16 protein-coding genes are annotated in these 18,854 nt (G+C 71.5%); 8 read left to right on the top strand and 8 right to left on the bottom strand.

Annotation, left to right across the window (positions count from 1 at the left end; all coding sequences use genetic code 11):
* Positions 1–2: 2 nt before the first annotated feature.
* Both LEL83_RS07720 and LEL83_RS07715 read left to right on the top strand, forming a co-directional pair.
* A complete protein-coding gene (locus tag LEL83_RS07720) occupies positions 3–593 on the top strand; it encodes a hypothetical protein (RefSeq protein WP_225558365.1) in 591 nt (196 codons plus the stop codon).
* A 256-nt stretch (positions 594–849) separates the two neighbouring features.
* On the top strand, positions 850–1,221 hold the full coding sequence (locus LEL83_RS07715; RefSeq protein WP_225558364.1) for a hypothetical protein: 372 nt from the start codon (positions 850–852) through the stop codon (positions 1,219–1,221).
* A gap of 248 nt (positions 1,222–1,469) precedes the next feature.
* Here the strand turns inward: LEL83_RS07715 and LEL83_RS07710 are convergent, their stop codons facing one another.
* Positions 1,470–2,693 carry an alpha/beta hydrolase family protein gene (locus LEL83_RS07710; RefSeq protein ID WP_225558363.1) on the bottom strand — a complete coding sequence of 408 codons (1,224 nt, stop codon included), beginning with the start codon at positions 2,691–2,693 and terminating at the stop codon, positions 1,470–1,472.
* A gap of 23 nt (positions 2,694–2,716) precedes the next feature.
* Between LEL83_RS07710 and LEL83_RS07705 the strand changes: the two genes are divergently transcribed.
* The 4 genes from LEL83_RS07705 (at position 2,717) to LEL83_RS07690 (ending at position 8,115) form a co-directional block, all read left to right on the top strand.
* Positions 2,717–3,298 (top strand): DUF3000 domain-containing protein, encoded by a 582-nt coding sequence (locus LEL83_RS07705; protein WP_198658459.1) that lies wholly within the window; start codon positions 2,717–2,719, stop codon positions 3,296–3,298.
* Positions 3,295–4,635: an HRDC domain-containing protein gene (locus LEL83_RS07700; protein ID WP_372454447.1), complete on the top strand. Its 1,341-nt coding sequence runs from the start codon at positions 3,295–3,297 to the stop codon at positions 4,633–4,635. The genes LEL83_RS07705 and LEL83_RS07700 overlap by 4 nt, the downstream gene beginning before the upstream one ends.
* A gap of 127 nt (positions 4,636–4,762) precedes the next feature.
* Entirely contained in the window at positions 4,763–5,974 is a 1,212-nt protein-coding gene (locus tag LEL83_RS07695) for a thiolase family protein (protein ID WP_198658458.1), read from the top strand.
* Between the two features lie 2 nt (positions 5,975–5,976).
* On the top strand, positions 5,977–8,115 hold the full coding sequence (locus LEL83_RS07690) for a 3-hydroxyacyl-CoA dehydrogenase NAD-binding domain-containing protein (protein ID WP_225558362.1): 2,139 nt from the start codon (positions 5,977–5,979) through the stop codon (positions 8,113–8,115).
* 228 nt (positions 8,116–8,343) lie between these two features.
* Here the strand turns inward: LEL83_RS07690 and dxs are convergent, their stop codons facing one another.
* The 5 genes from dxs to dut form a co-directional block, all read right to left on the bottom strand.
* Positions 8,344–10,281 carry a 1-deoxy-D-xylulose-5-phosphate synthase gene (gene dxs, locus LEL83_RS07685; protein WP_225558361.1) on the bottom strand — a complete coding sequence of 646 codons (1,938 nt, stop codon included), beginning with the start codon at positions 10,279–10,281 and terminating at the stop codon, positions 8,344–8,346.
* Between the two features lie 132 nt (positions 10,282–10,413).
* Positions 10,414–13,251 (bottom strand): aconitate hydratase, encoded by a 2,838-nt coding sequence (locus tag LEL83_RS07680; protein ID WP_225558360.1) that lies wholly within the window; start codon positions 13,249–13,251, stop codon positions 10,414–10,416.
* A 129-nt stretch (positions 13,252–13,380) separates the two neighbouring features.
* Positions 13,381–14,124 carry a DUF3159 domain-containing protein gene (locus tag LEL83_RS07675; protein ID WP_225558359.1) on the bottom strand — a complete coding sequence of 248 codons (744 nt, stop codon included), beginning with the start codon at positions 14,122–14,124 and terminating at the stop codon, positions 13,381–13,383.
* Positions 14,125–14,164: 40 nt separating this feature from the next.
* Positions 14,165–14,887, bottom strand: coding sequence for a DUF3710 domain-containing protein (locus LEL83_RS07670; RefSeq protein WP_225558358.1), 723 nt, complete (start codon positions 14,885–14,887; stop codon positions 14,165–14,167).
* Positions 14,884–15,375, bottom strand: coding sequence for a dUTP diphosphatase (gene dut, locus LEL83_RS07665; RefSeq protein ID WP_198658454.1), 492 nt, complete (start codon positions 15,373–15,375; stop codon positions 14,884–14,886). Before dut ends, LEL83_RS07670 begins: the two co-directional genes overlap by 4 nt.
* Positions 15,376–15,431: 56 nt before the next feature.
* Between dut and LEL83_RS07660 the strand changes: the two genes are divergently transcribed.
* The gene (locus tag LEL83_RS07660) at positions 15,432–15,872 is read left to right on the top strand and encodes a DUF3093 domain-containing protein (RefSeq protein WP_225558357.1); all 441 of its coding nucleotides are present in this window, start codon (positions 15,432–15,434) and stop codon (positions 15,870–15,872) included.
* A gap of 132 nt (positions 15,873–16,004) precedes the next feature.
* On the opposite strand, the gene LEL83_RS07655 is transcribed toward LEL83_RS07660, so the two are convergent.
* On the bottom strand, positions 16,005–16,304 hold the full coding sequence (locus tag LEL83_RS07655) for a DUF4193 domain-containing protein (protein WP_198658452.1): 300 nt from the start codon (positions 16,302–16,304) through the stop codon (positions 16,005–16,007).
* A gap of 307 nt (positions 16,305–16,611) precedes the next feature.
* On the opposite strand from LEL83_RS07655, the gene sepH reads away from it, so the two are divergent.
* Positions 16,612–17,640, top strand: a complete 1,029-nt coding sequence (sepH, locus tag LEL83_RS07650) for a septation protein SepH (RefSeq protein ID WP_198658451.1) — start codon at positions 16,612–16,614, stop codon at positions 17,638–17,640.
* A 43-nt stretch (positions 17,641–17,683) separates the two neighbouring features.
* Here the strand turns inward: sepH and LEL83_RS07645 are convergent, their stop codons facing one another.
* Positions 17,684–18,850 carry an alkaline phosphatase family protein gene (locus LEL83_RS07645; protein WP_225558355.1) on the bottom strand — a complete coding sequence of 389 codons (1,167 nt, stop codon included), beginning with the start codon at positions 18,848–18,850 and terminating at the stop codon, positions 17,684–17,686.
* Positions 18,851–18,854: the final 4 nt, after the last annotated feature.

The following is an 18,854-nucleotide window of genomic DNA, read 5'->3' as shown; positions in this document are numbered from 1 at the left end:
ACGTGTCCGCACGGTCGTTCGCAGCGGTCATCCGGCGGACCTACTCGAAGAAGCAACCGACCCTCGTACCGTTCATCAACCCGCTCGAAGCCCTCGGGGACGAACTCGTCCTGATCTGCCAGGTCGAGCACGGCGATGAACTCGTGACGGTCGTGTTGCGCGCGACGGACCGAACGCTCGTGGCGGCCACGGCGATCGACCGATCCGTCGGTCTCGTCCACATCACTGTCCAGGAACTGTGCTCGCGGCTCCGCGCATCAGACGCTCCGGGGGCGGGACTGGCGCTCGAGGTGGCATCGCAGTGTCCGGCCGACGAACGGGTCCGCATCTTCGAACAGGGCGCGCTGTCGACAGCACGGACCTTCCTGACGAAGTACACGATGGCCGCCGAGAAGGGCTTCGACGTGCGCGGACTCGACGGGTTCGCCCGTGCGCTCGTGCCGCTCGGCGACGAGCAGATGGGGCTCTGCTTCGTGCAGGCTGACACCTCGGTCGGAATCACGGCGTTCACGCCCGGCGGGACCGACGTCCTCGCCGCCATGAGCGTGGGCGGCCTCTCGCCCCAGGCCGAGGCGACAGAGGAGACCGGATGACCTCCGACCTGACGCACAGCCCAGCGCAGCCGCGCCGACCGGCGACTCGTCTCGAGGAGTTCGCGCGACAGCAGCCGACGCTGCACGCTGGCCGCCCGCGACGTCGCAGGGCTACCGTCAGCGAAGACCGCGCCCGATCACCGCGGGATCAGGGCGGTTCCTGCTCGAAGGAACGTCGCGCGGCCCCTCCCGAACGGCATCGAGAAGGGCACGATCCAGTTCGATCGCGTCAGCGGCATCAACCCGGAGTTCTGAGATGCAAGAAGTCTTCTTCCTCTCGTCCATGGACAGCAAGCGGTTCTCGTCCGTCTTCCGGTGCGAAGTGGAACGACCGATCGAGCTCCCGAACGGTCACCATGCGCTGATGGTCAGCTGCGATCCGCCGCTGAACGGTCAGGAGCTCGGCCACCCGCTGGGTGTCGGGGAGCTGTTGCTCTGGAGTCGCTTCGAAGACGAGGACCTCGGGACCTTCCCCACTTTCCCGCACTTCGTGCAGATCTGTCTCCCTGACGTCGATCTGCCTGTCCGTGCCATGCCTCCGAGCATCGCATGGGGCGAGATCTACAAGACCGAAGCAGATGCGTACGCCCACGAGATGAGCGCTCGTCCGCGCTCTTCGACGAAGTGATCGATTCGGTCGGCAAGCTCCGGCAGACTCGCGAACCGCCCGACGAGGGAGCAGGAAGCGATCAGTGAGAGCGAGCGAATGAAGACCGTGACGTTCCGGCCGGACCACCCCCTTCGTGAGCAGGAATGGTCGGGTGCGTGATCGCGACCCGACCATTTCTGCTCACCAAGCGACCGAACGGACGCAACGACGGACGGGAGGCGCGGTGCCAGCCGGCACCGCGCCTCCCGTTCGCCCTTCGGTCGCGTCTACCGCGCGCTGGCCGCCCCGCGCCGCTGGACCACCTCGGTCAGCCACGCGAGGATCCGGGCGTCGAACCAGTCGGCGTCGTGGTTCCAGAGCTTGGTGTGCCGGGCCGTGGTTTGGATCTCGAGCCGCACCAGGTCGGGTCGGGCGCGGGCCAGTTCGTGCGAGGCCGAGGACGGCACGAACCCGTCGTCGTCGCTGTGCAGCAGCAGGATCGGCACGGTGAGCTCGTCGGCGCGGGTGACCATGTCGAGCTCCCGCAGGTCGACGGGCCGCTGCAGTCCGGCGAGTCGGTGCAGCACGGGCGTGCGGAGCAGGCGCTGTGCGACCTTGCGGACCGGACGGGGCAGGCGGAGCAGCTGGCTCTGCGACTTCAGCACGGCGTGCCAGTCGACCACCGGGGACTCGAGCACGATGCCGTCGACCAGGCCGGCGAAGCGTGAGCGGAGCAGGGTCTGCAGCACGACCGCACCGCCCATCGACCAGCCCATGAGCACGACGCTCTGGGCCTCCTGCGCGGTGAGCCAGCGGAGGACGGAGTCGATGTCCTCCCACTCGGTGCTGCCGAGACCGTAGCGGCCGTCGACGCTCGGCGGGGCGACACCGTCGTTCCGCCACGAGGCGAGAACGACCGAGTAGCCGGCCGCGCGGAACACGGGCACGGCGCGGATCGTCTCGGCGCGGGTGACGCCACGGCCGTGCACCAGGACGGCCCACGGCGCTGCCGGGTCGTCGGCGCGGACGACCCACGCCGGGGCGGGGCCGTTCGGGGTCGGGATGTCGACGTCCTCGACGGGCACGTCGAGCTCGCCGGGGGTCAGGTAGAACCAGCCGCCCCAGCGACCGCGGCGGGCGGCCGTCGCGTCTCCGGCGTCGATCGCGATGATGCGGCGCGTGACGGTGGTCTCGGTCGTGCCGAGCACCTCACCGACGCGCATGTGGCCGGTGCCGCCGCCGAACCAGAGCGAGTAGCGACCCTGCAGCTCGGTGTCCGCGGTGCGCTCGATCGTGACGGTCTTGCTGCCCGTGTCGACGGCGTGGATCGGGACGCGCTCGTTCCGCTTGCGGTCGGGGGTGACGACGGCACGGGCGACGGCGGCGACGAAGCCTCCGATGACGGCCGTCCCCACCGCGGCGGCGGCAAGACCGGCGCCGAGCGCGATGAACCCGGCCGATCGAGCGGTCTCCTGGACGACGTCCTCGGCGGGTCGCGCGGATCGGGACATGGGCCGGAGCCTAGTCTGCATGTGTGTCCGAAACCCGAGAGCCCGACGCCTTCGCGCGGCTCCGCGCGTTCGTGTCCGGCGGCAGTGGCCGCGCCGAGACCACCATCACCGAGATCCCCTCGCCGACCCGCATCGCACCGTTCTCGATCGCCCTGGCGGCGGACGTGTCCGGGACCGCGCACGGGGTCGAGTCGGACCTGGGCACCGGGCGCTTCATCGCCCTGTACGACCCCGAAGAACCCGAGGGCTGGGGCGGCGCGTTCCGCGTCGTCTCGTTCGCGCAGGCCCCGCTCGAACCGGAGATCGGCGTCGACGAGTTCGTCGCCGACGTGACCTGGAGCTGGCTCGTCGACGCGCTCGAGTCGCACGGCGCGACGTACGACCACGCCTCGGGCACGGCCACCAAGATCATCTCGCGCGGGTACGGCGACCTCGCCGCACAGGGCGACGGCGCACAGCTGGAGCTCCGCGCATCGTGGACGCCCCGCGGCGACGACCTCACCGCGCACGTCCGAGCATGGCAGGACATCGTCGCCATGCTCGCCGGTCTGCCTCCCGCATCGGACGGCGTGACCCTGTTGGCCCCGAGGAGGCTCGCCAAGTGACCGAACCCGACGACCCGGCCGCAGCCGCGCCCACTGGCCCCGCCGCGCCCGCCGCCGCGCCCGCTGGCTCCGCCGCGCCCGTCGCGCCTGCCGACCCGGCCGCCGCAGCGCCCGCCGGCCCGGCCTTCGAGGCGTCGCACGAGGCCGTCAAGGTCATCGACACGCGCGAGGAGTACCTCGAAGCGGTGGCCGCGATCGCCGCCGGCCACGGCCCGGTCGCCGTCGACGCCGAACGAGCGAGCGGCTACCGGTACTCGCAGCGCGCCTACCTCATCCAGGTGTTCCGCCGCGGAGCCGGAGCGTTCCTGTTCGACCCGATCCCGATCGGCGACTTCTCCGAGCTGCAGGCCGCCATCGTCGACCAGGAGTGGCTCTTCCACGCCGCCTCGCAGGACCTGCCGTGCCTGCAGGAGGTCGGCCTCGTCCCGACGCGCATCTTCGACACCGAACTCGGCGCGCGCATCGCCGGGTTCCCCCGCGTGGGCCTCGGTGCCGTCGTCGAGCAGCTGCTCGGCATCACGCTCGCCAAGGCGCACTCGGCCGCCGACTGGTCGACCCGCCCGCTGCCGCAGTCGTGGCTCGTGTACGCCTCGCTCGACGTCGAGCTGCTGCCCGACCTGCGCGACGCCCTCGCCGAGCAGCTCGAGGCTGCCGGCAAGACCCGGATCGCGCAGGAGGAGTTCGACGCGGTCCTGCACCGCGCGCCGAAGCCGCCGCGTGCCGAACCCTGGCGTCGGCTTTCCGGCATGCACGCCCTGCGCGGTGCCCGGGCCCTGGCGATCGCCCGGTCGCTCTGGCTCGCCCGCGACGCCTACGCACGCGAGGCCGACATCGCGCCGGGCCGCACGATCCCCGACGCCGCGATCGTCGCCGCCGCGGCAGCCGCGCCCGAGTCCCGTGCCGCGCTCGGCGCCCTGAAGTCGTTCACGGGGCGCGCCAGCCGCTCGGAGCTCGACCGGTGGTGGGCCGCCGTCGACGAGGGCCGGACCACCGAGGACCTGCCCCGGCTGCGTGCTGCCGGCGAGGCGACCCTGCCGCCGCCCCGCGCCTGGGCCGACCGCAACCCGGCAGCCGACCGCCGCTACAAGGCCGCGCGTGCCGCGGTGACGAAGCGTGCCGAGGAGCTCGACATCCCGCTCGAGAACCTGCTCACGCCGGAGACCCTGCGGCTCGTGTCCTGGGCCCCGCCCTCGCCGCCGTCGACCGAGCTCGTGGGGGCCGCCCTCGCCGAGCACGACGCCCGCCCGTGGCAGGTCGAGGAACTCGCCTCGATCATCGCGTCGGCCTTTGTCGCTGCTGCACAGCGGCCCACCGCGACGGACGACGCGGCGTCGTAGGAACTGCCCAACCGGCATGCGGCCGCCCAGGCTGGGGGCATAGCGTCGGGAGGGTCGCCGGGCGCTGCCCGGCCCGGCCGGAGCGACCAGCGTTCCGGCCCGATCGAAGAGGATCTGGAGGCCCGGATTGCCAAAGGCATCAGACGTCGTGTTCGTGGACGGCGTGCGGACACCGTTCGGACGAGCCGGTGAGAAGGGGGTGTTCTGGAAGACGCGGTCCGACGACCTCGCGGTGCACGCGATGCGCGGTCTGCTCGACCGGAACGCCCAGCTCGACGGCGCGGCGGTGGACGACGTCGCCGTTGCGGCCACCACCCAGCAGGGTGACCAGGGGCTGACCCTCGGCCGCACCGTCGGGATGCTCGCCGGGCTGCCGAAGTCGGTGCCGGGCTACGCGATCGACCGCATGTGCGCCGGTGCCATGACCAGCGTCACGACGCTCGCGGGCGCGATCGCGTTCGGCGCCGCCGACGTCGCGATCGCCGGCGGTGTCGAGCACATGGGCCGACACCCGATGGGCTTCAACGCCGACCCCAACCCGCGCTTCGTCGCGGAGCGCATGGTCTCGAGCGACGCCCTGGTCATGGGTGCCACCGCCGAGCGCCTGCACGACCGCTTCCCCGCGATCACGAAGGACCGCACCGACGCCTTCGCCGTGCAGTCCCAGCAGCGCTACGCGGCCGCCTGGGCGGCCGGCAAGCTGCAGCCGGACGTCATCCCGGTCGAGGTCAACAAGGGCGACGGCTGGGACATCGTGTCGGCGGACGAGCCGCCGCGTCCGGGCACCACCCTGGAGGCCCTGGCCGCGTTGAAGACGCCGTTCCGGCCCCACGGACGGGTCACCGCCGGCAACGCCGCGGGCCTGAACGACGGCGCCACCATGAGCCTGCTGGCGTCGGAGGACGGCGCGAAGCAGCACGGCCTGCCGACGAAGATGCGCATGGTCTCGTTCGCCTTCGCCGGCGTCGAGCCCGAGGTCATGGGCGTCGGTCCCGTCCCCGCCACCGACAAGGCCCTGTCGAAGGCCGGTCTGTCGATCGACGACATCGGCCTGTTCGAGATCAACGAGGCGTTCGCCGTCCAGGTGCTCGCGTTCCTCGACAACTACGGCATCGACCAGGACTCCCCGAACGTCAACGCCTGGGGCGGCGCGATCGCCGTCGGGCACCCGCTGGCCTCCAGCGGCGTCCGGCTGATGAACCAGCTCGCGGCGCAGTTCGCCGAGCGTCCGGACGTCAAGTACGGCATCACCACGATGTGCATCGGGCTCGGCCAGGGCGGCACCGTCATCTGGGAGAACCCGAACTTCAGCAAGTCCGCGGCACGGAAGGCGGCCTGACCATGACCATCGTCGACAACGACCTGCTGACCGCCCTGAGCGAGGACGAGGTCGTCACGCACTCGTACGTCAAGCACGTCACGATGCCCTCGGGCGGCACGCTCGCGCTGATCACGCTCGACAACGGCAAGGACTACAAGCGGCCGAACACCCTCGGCCCGCGCACCCTGCGCGAGCTGTCCGGCGTGCTCGACACCCTGCGCACCGAGGCCTCGGCCGGCACGATCCAGGGCGTCGCGATCACCGGCAAGGAGTACTGCTTCGCCGCCGGCGCCGACCTCTCCCAGGCGGCCGCCGTGCCGTCGCGTGAGGCCGCCCACCAGCTCGCCGCGCTCGGGCACGCGACACTCCGGAAGTTCGCCGACCTCGGTGTGCCGTCCTTCGCGTTCGTGAACACCCTGGCGCTCGGTGGCGGACTCGAGATCGCCCTGCACTGCACGTACCGGGTCTTCTCGTCCGCCGCGCAGGGCATCGGTCTGCCCGAGGTGTTCCTCGGCATCATCCCCGGCTGGGGCGGCGCGACGCTGCTCCCCCGGTTGATCGGGCCGGAGCGGGCACTCCGCGTCATCGTCGAGAACCCGCTCAAGAACAACCGCCTGATGGACGGGGCGGCAGCGGTGGAGATCGGCATCGGCGACGCGCTCATCCCGTCCGTCACGTTCCTGCCGTCGTCGGTCGCGTGGGCCGACGGCGTCATCAGCGGCACGACCAAGGTCGTCCGCAAGAACGAGCCCGGCATGCTCGAGAAGGCCGCGTGGGGCACCGTCGTCAAGGTCGCCCGCGGCCAGGTCGCGTCGAAGATCGGCACCGTGCCGAAGTCGCCGTTCCGTGCGCTCGACCTCGTCGCCGCGGCGAAGTCCGGGTCGCTCGACGACCGCTTCGCCGACGAGGACGAGGCCCTCGCCGACCTCATCTCGGGCGACCAGTTCGCCGCGTCGATGTACGCGTTCGACCTCGTGCAGAAGCGCGCGAAGAAGCCCGTCGGCGCTCCCGAGGGCGTCGAGGCGAAGAAGTTAACGAAGGTGGGCGTCCTCGGCGCCGGGCTGATGGCGTCGCAGTTCGCGCTGCTCTTCGCCCGTCGCCTCGGTGTCCCCGTCGTCATCACCGACGTGTCGCAGGAACGGGTCGACGCGGGGGTCGCCCGCATCGCCGGCGAGGTCGCGAAGCTGCTCGAGAAGGGCCGCATCTCACCGGACGACGCGAACCGCATCAACGGGCTCGTCTCCGGGTCGGTGTCGTACGACGCCTTCGCCGACGCCGACTGGGTGATCGAGGCCGTCTTCGAGGAGATGACGGTCAAGCAGGAGGTCTTCCGGAAGATCGAACAGGTGATCGCCCCGGACGCCATCCTCGCCACGAACACGTCGTCGCTCTCCGTCGACGAGATGGCGTCGGTGCTGACCAACCCGGAGCGCCTGGTCGGGTTCCACTTCTTCAACCCGGTGGCCGTCATGCCGCTGCTCGAGGTGGTGCGTGCCGCGAAGACCTCCGACGAGGCCCTCGTCACGGCCCTCGCCGTCGCGAAGACGCTCAAGAAGACCGCGATCATCACCGCGGACCAGCCCGGCTTCGTCGTGAACCGCGTGCTCGCACGGGTGCTCGGCGAGGCGATGCGGGGTGTCGAGCAGGGCACCTCGTTCGACACCGTCGCCCAGGGTGCCGCGCCCCTCGGCCTGCCGATGTCGCCGTTCGAGCTGCTCGAACTCGTCGGTCTGCCCGTCGGCGCACACGTGCTCGACTCGCACCACGCCGCGTGGCCCGAGCGCTTCTACCCCGGTGACGGGCTGAAGAAGATCGCCGAGCACGGCACGATCCTGACCCGCGACAAGAAGGGCAACGCGACCGGGTACGACCCCGCCGCCGTCAAGCTCGTCGCTCCGTCGAAGAAGGAAGCCGAACCAGTCGACGCCACGACGATGCAGCACCGGTTCGAGGACGCCCTGGCCGACGAGGTGCACCGCATGCTCGAGGACGGCGTCGTGCAGCACGTCGAGGAGATCGACCTCGGTCTCATCCTCGGCGCCGGCTACCCGTTCCAGGCCGGTGGGATCAGCCCGTACCTCGACCGCTCCGGTGCGTCCGAGCGGGTCTTCGGCGGCACGTTCCACCAGCCGCCGATCGTCGGCCCCGCCTCCCGCTAGCGGTCCCGCGCCGTCGCACGACCGAAGTCACCCCGAACCGCGGAATCGCGTGGTTCGGGGTGACTTCGGTTGTGCCAGACGATCCCGAACCGCGCGCCGCACAGCGTCGCGCCCCCGCACGGCCGTTGCGCCCCGACTCACCGGGGCGCAACGACCGCAGCGGGGCGCGAACCTCGCGTACGCCGCGCGAGCGCCGCGCGGAGCCTCGGCGCACCGGCCGCGCCGCGCCTAGCGGTCGGACGCGGCGGACTCGCGGGAGCGCGCGGGCTTCGCCTGCGGCAGCTTCGTCCCGACGACCTGGTCGATCACGTCACGGGCGATCGCCTGCGCCGTGAGCCCCGCGTCGGCGAGGATCTGCGACCGGGTCGCGTGGTCGATGAACGCGTCGGGCAGCCCGAGCTCGTTCACCCCGGTGTCGACACCGGCCGCTCGCAGGTCCTGGCGGAGGCGCGTCCCGACGCCACCGACCCGCACGCCGTCCTCGATGGTGATCACGAGCCGGTGCGTGCGCGACAGCTCGATGAGCGACACCGGGACCGGCACCACCCAGCGGGGGTCCACGACCGTGACGCCGATGCCCTGCGCCTCGAGCAGCGCCGCGGCCTCGAGCGCGGTCGGCACCATCGCGCCGACGGCCACGAACAGCACGTCGGGCGACGACTCCGGCGCGTCGCGCAGCACGTCCACGCCGTCGTCCAGCCGCCGCAGCGCGGGGATGTCCGGACCGACCTGGCCCTTCGACCACCGCAGCACCGTGGGGGCGTCGTCGACGGCGACCGCCTCGCGGAACTCCTCGCGCAGGGTCGGGGCGTCGCGCGGCGCCGCGATCCGGATGCCCGGCACGACCTGCAGCAACGCCAGGTCCCACATGCCGTGGTGCGACGGGCCGTCGGGACCGGTGATGCCGGCACGGTCGAGCACGAACGTCACCCCGGCCCGGTGCAGCGCGACGTCCATGAGCACCTGGTCGAACGCCCGGTTCAGGAAGGTCGCGTACAGCGCCACGACCGGGTGCAGTCCCCCGTACGCCAGCCCGGCGGCCGTGGTGACGGCGTGCTGTTCGGCGATCCCGACGTCGTAGACGCGGTCGGGGTGCTGCTGCTGGAACAGGTGCAGCCCGGTCGGGCGGAGCATCGCGGCGGTGATGGCCACGATGCGCTCGTCCTCGTCGCCGACAGCGGCGAGCTCGGTCGCGAACACCGAGGTCCAGGACGGCCCGGAGGCGGTGTCGAGCGACTCTCCAGTCTCTGGGTCGATGTGCCCGACGGCGTGGAACTGGTCGGCCTGGTCGCGCAGCGCCGGCTCGAACCCGTGGCCCTTCTCGGTGATCGCGTGCACGATGGTCGGTGCGCCGTAGGCCTTCGCCTGCCGCAGCGCCGCCTCCATCGCCCGCTGGTCGTGCCCGTTCACCGGGCCGATGTACTTGATGTCGAGGTTCGAGTACAGCGCCTCGTTGTTCGTCACGCGCGACAGGAAGCCGTGCAGGCCACCGCGCAATCCCCGGTAGACCGCTCGCCCGGGTCCGCCGAAGCGGGCTGCCATGGCCTGCGTCCCCTCGTACAGCGCCCGGTACTCGCGACGGGTGCGGACGGAGCTGAGGAACCGGGCCATGCCCCCGATGGTCGGCGCGTAGGAGCGGCCGTTGTCGTTGACGACGATGACGAGCCGCCGGTCGTTGTCGTCGGAGATGTTGTTGAGCGCCTCCCACGTCATCCCGCCGGTGAGCGCGCCGTCCCCGACGACCGCGACGACGGTCCGGTCGGTCTGCCCGGTCTGCCCGAACGCGCGGGAGATGCCGTCCGCCCACGACAGCGACGACGACGCGTGCGAGGACTCGACTATGTCGTGCTCGGACTCCCCACGCTGCGGGTAGCCGGCGATGCCGCCCCGCTCGCGCAGCTTCGAGAAGTCCTGGCGCCCGGTCACGAGCTTGTGCACGTACGACTGGTGCCCCGTGTCGAACACGAAGGGGTCGTTCGGCGAGTCGAACACGCGGTGCATCGCGAGCGTCAGCTCGACGACGCCCAGGTTCGGCCCGAGGTGCCCGCCGGTCTTCGCCACCTCGGCCACCAGGAACCGGCGGATCTCGGCGGCGAGGTCGGTCATCTGCGCATCGGAGAGACGCTTCAGGTCGCGCGGCGACGTGATGCTGGCGAGCAGGCTCACGGGCGCTCCTTTCGTGGGGCTGTCGGCCCACTCTATGCGCGCGAGCGGCAGACGGACTGGAGGCCCGTGGCGGGTTCGCCACGGGCCTCCAGTCCGTCGTGCGGTCGCGTCAGCGACCCGTGCTCATGTCGTTCAGACGAGCGAACGGAGCACGTACTGCAGGATGCCGCCGTTGCGGTAGTAGTCGGCCTCACCGGGGGTGTCGATGCGGACGACCGCGTCGAACTCGACCGTCTGCTTGCCGGCGGGCGAGTGCTCGCTCGGCGTCGCGGTGACGTGCACGGTCTTCGGGGTGCGACCCTCGTTCAGCTCGGTCAGGCCGGAGATCGAGACGACCTCGGTGCCGTCGAGCCCGAGGGACTCGACGGTCTCGCCCGCCGGGAACTGCAGCGGGACGACGCCCATGCCGATGAGGTTCGAGCGGTGGATGCGCTCGAAGCTCTCGGTGATGACGGCGCGGACACCGAGCAGGTTCGTGCCCTTGGCCGCCCAGTCACGGGACGACCCGGAGCCGTACTCCTTGCCACCGAAGATGACGAGCGGGATGCCCTGCTCCTGGTAGTGCTGCGAGGCGTCGTAGATGAACGACTGCGCACCGTCGGGCGTCGTGAAGTCGCGGGTGTAGCCGCCCTCCACGCCGTCCAGCAGCTGGTTGCGCAGGCGGATGTTCGCGAACGTGCCGCGGATCATGACCTCGTGGTTGCCACGACGCGAGCCGTAGGAGTTGAAGTCCTTGCGGTCGACGCCGTGCTCGGCGAGGTACTTGCCCGCCGGGCTGTCCGCCTTGATCGAGCCGGCCGGCGAGATGTGGTCGGTCGTGACCGAGTCGCCGAGCTTGGCGAGCACCCGGGCGCCGGAGATGTCCGACACCGCGTCGGGCTGCATCGTCATGCCCTCGAAGTACGGGGGCTTCCGCACGTAGGTCGACTCCTGGTCCCACTCGAACGTGTCGCCCGTCGGGGTCGGCAGGTTCTTCCAGCGGTCGTCGCCCTCGAACACGGAACCGTACTCGTGGGTGAACATCTCGGTGTCGATCGACTCGTCGATGACCTGCTGCACCTCGGCCGCGTCGGGCCAGATGTCGGTCAGGTAGACGTCGTTGCCGTCGTGGTCCTGACCGAGGGCGTCCTTGTCGAAGTCGAAGTGCATCGACCCGGCCAGGGCGTACGCGATGACCAGCGGCGGCGACGCCAGGTAGTTCATCTTGACGTCGGGGTTGATGCGCCCCTCGAAATTGCGGTTGCCGGAGAGCACCGCGGTGACGGCGAGGTCGTTGTCCTGCACGGCCTGCGAGATCTCCTCGGGCAGCGGGCCCGAGTTGCCGATGCAGGTGGTGCAGCCGTAGCCGACCGTGTAGAAGCCGAGCTGCTCGAGGTAGGTGGTGAGACCGGCCTTCTCGTAGTAGTCGGTGACGACCTTCGACCCGGGGGCCAGGGTGGTCTTGACCCAGGGCTTCGCGGTGAGGCCCTTCTCGGCGGCGTTCCGCGCGAGGATGCCGGCGGCCATCATCACCGAGGGGTTCGACGTGTTCGTGCAGGACGTGATCGCGGCGATCGCGACGGCACCGTGGTCGATGGTGAACGGGGCACCGTCCGCCACGGCGACCGAGGTCGGCTTCGAGACCGTGCCGGGCGCGCTGGACGCGTGCACGGGGACCTCGGAGGCGGGGGCGTCCTGCTGGTCGTCGACCGCGTGCTCGTCACCGGGGGCAGCGGCCACCGGGTCCGACGCCGGGAACGTGTCGGCGACGGCCTTGTCCGCCTCGCTGTGGTCGATGCTCGCGTAGTTGGCGAGGTCGACCTCGAACTGGTCCTTGGCCTTCGACAGCTCGATGCGGTCCTGCGGGCGCTTCGGGCCGGAGATCGACGGCACGACCGTCGACAGGTCGAGCTCCATGTACTCGGAGTAGTTCGGCTCGACGGAGGCGTCGTGCCACAGGCCCTGGGCCTTCGAGTAGGCCTCGACCAGGGCGATCTGTGCCTCGTCGCGACCGGTCAGCCGCAGGTAGTCGAGCGTGACGTCGTCCACCGGGAAGATCGCGGCGGTGGAGCCGAACTCGGGCGACATGTTGCCGATGGTCGCGCGGTTCGCGAGCGGGACGGCGCTGACGCCCTCGCCGTAGAACTCGACGAACTTGCCGACGACGCCGTGCTTGCGGAGCTCCTGCGTGATGGTGAGCACCACGTCGGTCGCCGTGACGCCCGCGGGGATCTCGCCCGAGAGCTTGAAGCCGACGACCTTGGGGATGAGCATCGAGACGGGCTGGCCGAGCATCGCGGCCTCGGCCTCGATGCCGCCGACGCCCCAGCCGAGCACGCCGAGGCCGTTCACCATGGTGGTGTGCGAGTCGGTGCCGACCAGGGTGTCCGGGTACGCGTAGGTCTCGCCGTCGGAGTCGCGCGTGTAGGTGACCTTCGCCAGGTACTCGATGTTCACCTGGTGCACGATGCCGGTGCCCGGCGGGACGACCTTGAAGTCCTCGAACGCGGTCTGGCCCCAGCGCAGGAACTGGTAGCGCTCCCCGTTCCGCTCGTACTCCAGGTCGGTGTTGCGCTGCAGGGCGTCGGTGCTGCCGAACAGGTCGGCGATGACGGAGTGGTCGATGACCATCTCGGCCGGCGACAGCGGGTTGATCTTGTTCGGGTCGCCACCGATCTCGGCCATCGCCTCGCGCATGGTGGCGAGGTCGACGATGCACGGCACACCGGTGAAGTCCTGCATGACCACGCGGGCCGGCGAGAACTGGATCTCGGTGTCCGGGTCGGCCTGGGGCTGCCAGGAGCCGAGGGCACGGATCTGCGCCTCGGTCACGTTCTTGCCGTCCTCGGTGCGGAGGAGGTTCTCGAGCAGCACCTTCAGGCTGTACGGCAACTTCTCGTGACCGGGAACCGTGTCGATCCGGTGGATCGCGTAGTCGACACCCCCAACCGACAGTGTGTCCTTCGAGCCGAAGCTATTGACTGCAGCCACCGTGCCGCCTCCCTACTGATCGGTTTGCCCTCATCCTCGCGGGCCGTGGACCGTCCCACCAGCAAGGCAAACCTAATCCCGGGAGCGCGAGCGCGCCCTCGGGAAAACTGTCTCGATGTCGAGACAACGCTACACCGCGGGGGCGTCGTCCCGTCGCACGAACACGGAACGGACCAGCAGCCAGGTGACCCAGAGCACGGCGGCGTACAGCGGGACCCCGAGCACGAGCTTGACCGCGGCGAGCAGTTCGACCTGCGCCGTCAGGTACAGCGGCACCTCGACCGCGAGCCGCAGGGCGAACAGCCCGACCCAGATCCAGGTCGCGACGGTGAGCACGCGGCGCTGCACCGGGTCGGCACGCCAGTGCACGTGGGAGCCGTCCTCGTCGGCCGGCAGCAGGAACCCGACGACGAGTCCGATGAGCGGCCACCGGATCGCCAGCGTGACGAGCAGCCCGACGAGCCACACCGAGTTGATCACGATCCCGGGGATGAAGTTGCTCTCCGCCCGGCCCGTGATGAGCGCGAGCCCTGCCGAGACGGCCACGCCGAGGATGCCGGCGAACGACATCGTGATCGACTGCCGCTGCAGCAGCCGCAGCACCACGAACACCAGGCCGACGGCCACCGGGATGACGACGCTCGGCACGAGCTCCTTGGTGATCGCGTAGACGATCAGGAACGCGAAGCCGGGCAGCACCGACTCGGCGAGCCCGCGCACGCCACCGACGGCGCCGAGCAGCGCCCGGCCGGACGGCGCCTCGCCGGGGGCGACCCGGGCGATGCCCGCGTTGCGGACCGCGTCACGGAACTGCGCGCTGAACGTCGGGGCCGGCCCGTCTGCGGGTCGTGTGGTGTCGTCGTGGTCCGGCACCGTGCCTCCAGGCGGGGTCAGGTCGGGCGTGGGGTGGTCGTCAGACGGCCGACTGCGTCGACTTCGGCATGTGCAGCGGGATGAGGTCGCGCGGCGGCATCGGCGTCGTGCCGCGCACGACGACCACGCTGCGGAAGAGCTCCTCGATGTCGGCCGCGTCGTCGGGCTGCTCGGCGGCCTTGCCGGCGATCACGCCGCGCAGGAACCAGCGCGGACCGTCGACACCCACGAACCGAGCGGGGCGCGAGCCGGCCGCTCCCCCGTCACCGTCGACGGCGACGGGCACCGAGGCCCGCAGCTCGGGGCCGAACGGGCCGTCGACCTCGGTCACGACGCCGCCCTGGCGCTCGATCTGCTCGGCGATCTGCGCGCGGATCTCGTGCCACAGTCCCGTCGACCGCGGTGCGGCGAAGGGCTGGACCTGCAGGGTGGAGTCGTCGTAGTCGAGCCCGACCGCGACGACGCGCTGCGAGCCCTCCTCGACCTCGAGCCGCAGGTGCAGCCCCTCGCGCGGGAGCACCTTCACGCCCCCCAGGTCGACGTAGGGGCGCACCAGGTTCGCCTCGGTCTCGTCGTGCGGGCCGTTCTCGGCGCGGTCCTCGGGGGCGGACTTGCCCGTCGGGGCGACCGCGTCCACCTCGTCGAGGTCGGCGTCGGCGTCCGTCGCGATGTCGACCTCGGGCGACGTCTCCGCCACCTCGACCTCGTCGGCGACGGCGTCCGCCACCTCGACCTCGTCACGCTTGCGTCGGCCGAACTTCATGCGCGCGTTCCTTCCTGAACGTCGTCGGCGGCGCCGGTCACGGCGCCGCTCCGGTCACCGTAGCCCGACGAACCGAATCCACCCTGTCCGCGGACGCTCTCGGGCAGGTCCTCGACACGGGTGTACGTCACGCGCGGCACCGGCATCACGATCATCTGGGCGATGCGGTCGCCGACGTGCACCTCGTAGGGCTCGGTCCGGTCGGTGTTGAGCAGTGCGACCTTGACCTCGCCGCGGTACCCGGCGTCGATCGTCCCCGGCGCGTTCACGATGGTGATGCCGTGCTTCGCCGCCAGGCCGCTGCGGGGGACCACGAACGCGGCGTACCCCTCGGGCAGCGCGATCCGCAGTCCGGTGCCCGCCAGGCGTCGCTCGCCCGGCTGCAGCACGAAGGCCTCGGTGGAGACGAGGTCGGCTCCGGCGTCGCCGGGGTGGGCGTGGCCGGGAGCGTGCTCCCCGGTCCAGAGGACGTCGACTGGTTCGGTCACGTGTCGAGGGTAGTGCAGACCGTGACCGTTCCGTGACCTCGTTCGTCCGTGATCGAATGGACCCCGTGACCCCGTACCGCGAACGACTCTGGGCGCCGCCGGCCCTGTACCTGGCGACGGCCCTCGTGATCCCCGCCTCCCTGCTCGTCTTCCTGCCGATCAGCGTCCTGGCCGGCGTCCTCGTGGCCGCCGGCATGGAGATCGGCGTGCTCGTGCTGCTCTGGGTGCTCGCCCCGACGATCGAGGTCACCGACTCCGAGTTCCGCGCGGGCCGGGCACGGCTCCCCCGCGCACTGGTCGGCACGGCCGAGGCGTTCGACGGCGCCGCTGCCACCGAGCAGCGCGGCCCGGCGCTCGACGCGCGGGCGTGGACCCTGTTCCGCGGGTACGTGCGCGGGGTCGTGAAGGTCGAGGTCCGCGACGAGGCCGACCCGACCCCCTACTGGCTGGTCAGCACGCGGCACCCGGAAGCGGTCGTCGCGGCGTTGCGTTCCTGACGCGGGAACCACCGGACGGGAGGCCCGGGGCGGCGCCGCCACGGGCCTCCCGTCCGACACGTGCGCACGTCGTGTGCAACGGCGAACGGCCCGCCACCCGCGAGGGGTGACGGGCCGTTCGTGGTCCGTGGGTCAGAGTGCCGCGCACTCCATGCAGACGGGGCCGAGCTTCGACTCGTGGTCGAGCTGGGAGCGGTGCTTCACCAGGAAGCACTCGACGCAGGTGAACTCGTCGACCTGCGGGGGCAGCACGACGACGTCGAGGTCGACGTCGCTGAGGTCCTGCCCGGCGAGTTCGAAGCTGCCGGGGTTGTCGGAATCATCGTCGACGACCCCCGACATCTTGTCGGGAACGCGCTCCTTGAGGGCCTCGATCGACTCCGAGTCGGAGTTGTCGTCGGTCTTCCGGGGGGCGTCGTAATCGGTGGCCATGCCCATCCATTTCTCGTATCGAGAGGTCGTCGCCGGGTGATCGGCGGCGACAGTTTGCACCACGTCCCGCCGGAGTGCAAACCGAGCGCTGCGGCGGGTCGTCATGGCGCTGCAACCCGGCGGAGCGTCCGGACATTCCCGACACCCGTTGCCCGTCACCGGCGGAGTCGACGCCGGTGCCGGACCGGCCCGTGACGAGTCCGCGGCACGCCGTGCGCCTCCCCGGGTTCCGTGCACGACCGCTGCATACTTCCGGGGTACGACGCACGACCGCACGCGTCGCTGGGAAGGCGGAACCATGCAAGACGTGAGAGTCATCGGAGTCGAGGCCGGCGCACTCCTCCTGGCGACCGACGGCGGCACCGAGTTCCGGTTGCCCGTCACGTCGTCGCTGGCCGGACAGGTGCGCCAGGCGAACCCGGACGCCGGACCGCAGAAGCGTGTCTCCCCCAAGGACGTGCAGGCGCGCATCCGCGGCGGAGCCGACGCCGCGGACGTCGCGTCCGCCCTGGACGTCGACGTCGAGTACGTCCGCCGCTTCGAGGGCCCGGTCCTGGCGGAGCGCGCGTTCATCCTCGACGCCTCGCACCGCGTCCCGGTCACGCCGGTCGACGAGGAGTCGCCCGACACCTTCGGCCCCGCGATCACCGCGAAGCTCGAGGCCGGTGAGGCCACCGCGATCACCTGGGGCTCCTGGAAGCACCCGGAGAGCGGCTGGCAGGTGCGCGTCCGCTACACCGCCGCCGAGGTCGAGCACGACGCCCAGTGGCGCTTCGACCCGAAGACGTCGACGCTCGTCCCGGACAACGGGGACGCCCACCGGCTGTCGCACACCGACGACGAGGGCATCGCGCCGCGCCTGCGTGCGGTCGAGTACGAGCAGCAGGACGACGACGGCACGCGCTTCGACTCCGGTGCCTTCCGCGTCGACGAGCCGGAGCAGCCGGCTGCCGAGGCCGAGCCCGCCGACCGCGCACCCCTCCGCGCCCCGCTGCCCCGCATCGGCCAGGCCGCGGTCGAGGAGCGTGCGCCGGGCAACGAGACCGCCGACCTGCTCGAGGCGCTCCGTCGTCGCCGCGGGGAGCGCGAGGCCGCGTCCTTCGGCGAACAGCGCGACGAACCCGCCCGCGGGACCTCGATCAGCGTCGTCGACGTGCCGCTGCAGGGCTTCGAGCACGAGACCGACGGCGACACCGCGCCGCAGTCGGCCGACACCCGCCCGGCGTCCGCGCCGGAGCCGGAGAGCCGGTCGGAGCGCAAGAAGCGCAGCCGCCGGTCGATGCCGAGCTGGGACGAGATCGTCTTCGGCACCCGCCCGGACGACGACCCCGCCTGAGCCGGCACCCACTCCACGGCCGCACGGAGGTCCGGCGTCGGACCTACTGCGCGAACGCGCCCGCGAGTCGGAGCGGCACCATGGTCTCCTCGTCCGACAGGGCTCCGTGCTGGCCGACCATGCGCCGCGGCACGTCACCCTCGCGCACGTCGCGGTCGTCGTTGAACGCCCACGAACCCCGCGCCACCACGACGACGTCGCCGATGCGCGGGACCACCGCGGGGTCGACGTGCCCGAACCAGCCGGCCTCGATCGCCTCGTCGCGGCTCGCGACGTACGCCTTCTTGCCGTAGCGGGCACGGAAGGCACCGACGAGGCCGCGCACGTCGGTGCCGGGCGCGACGGTCAGCTGCCGGCACCGTGGATCGCCCGCGACGCCGACGACGTCGGTCAGCAGGATCGGGTCGATGGCGATGTTCGCGTGCTCGGGCACGTCGAGCACGCCGTGGTCAGCCGTCACGAGCAGCCCGACGTCCGAGGCCGATCGGGCGTCGAGCCGTGCGAGCTCGCCGTCGAGCAGCTCGAGCGCCGCCGTCCACCGGTCGGACTGCCAGCCGTGCTTGTGCCCGATGGAGTCGAGCTCCGGGACGTACAGGTACACGAGCGCGCGACCGGTGGCCGTCGCGGTCAGCGCGGCGTCGATGCGGTCGGGGATCGAGTCGGCGGACACGTACCGTGCACCCCCGAGCACGTTCGCGGTCATGCCGGACGTGCGGTAGCGGTCGGGCCCCACGACGACGGGGTCGAGACCGAGCTCCGCCGCGCGGGTGAACAGCGTCTCGGCCAGGAACCAGTCCGACGGGACCTCGGTGTCCCAGCCAGCGAGGAGGTTCATGACGGCCCCGGTGCCCGGGTTCCAGCCGCTGTAGCCGACGACGCCGTGCGTGCCGGGCGGACGTCCGGTCGTCAGGGTGCTCAGCGCTGCCGCGGTCGTCGTCGGGAACCCGCTCCGCAGCTTCTTCGCCGTGCCGGTGCCCCTCGCGGCGACGAGCCAGCGGGCGTGCCCCGCGCGCGCCGACAGCGCGACCGAGCCGAGGCCGTCGACCAGCACGACGATCGCGGAACGGGCGGGGCGGAGGGCGATCCGGGCCTCCAGGCCGTTGTCCCGGACCCACGCGCCGTCCGCGGCGCCGAGTGCCACGAGGCAACTCGGGAAGACGTCGGCGAGGTTCGCGGCGGCGTCGGGGGCCGTCGGTACGCTGGTTCCCATTCCA

Origin of the sequence: Curtobacterium oceanosedimentum, assembly GCF_020297365.1 — a bacterium.
Lineage (GTDB): Bacteria > Actinomycetota > Actinomycetes > Actinomycetales > Microbacteriaceae > Curtobacterium.
Note: the sequence above shows the minus strand (reverse complement) of the source record. Positions and strands in the feature narration are given on the sequence as shown.

Bases quoted from the DNA above. Each gene is read 5' to 3' on its own strand.
- LEL83_RS07710 (WP_225558363.1), bottom strand. From the start codon at position 2,693: ATGTCCCGATCCGCGCGACCCGCCGAGGACGTCGTCCAGGAGACCGCT.
- LEL83_RS07655 (WP_198658452.1), bottom strand. From the start codon at position 16,304: ATGGCCACCGATTACGACGCCCCCCGGAAGACCGACGACAACTCCGAC.
- LEL83_RS07670 (WP_225558358.1), bottom strand. From the start codon at position 14,887: ATGAAGTTCGGCCGACGCAAGCGTGACGAGGTCGAGGTGGCGGACGCC.
- LEL83_RS07690 (WP_225558362.1), top strand. From the start codon at position 5,977: ATGACCATCGTCGACAACGACCTGCTGACCGCCCTGAGCGAGGACGAG.
- LEL83_RS07715 (WP_225558364.1), top strand. From the start codon at position 850: ATGCAAGAAGTCTTCTTCCTCTCGTCCATGGACAGCAAGCGGTTCTCG.
- LEL83_RS07645 (WP_225558355.1), bottom strand. From the start codon at position 18,850: ATGGGAACCAGCGTACCGACGGCCCCCGACGCCGCCGCGAACCTCGCC.
- LEL83_RS07660 (WP_225558357.1), top strand. From the start codon at position 15,432: ATGGACCCCGTGACCCCGTACCGCGAACGACTCTGGGCGCCGCCGGCC.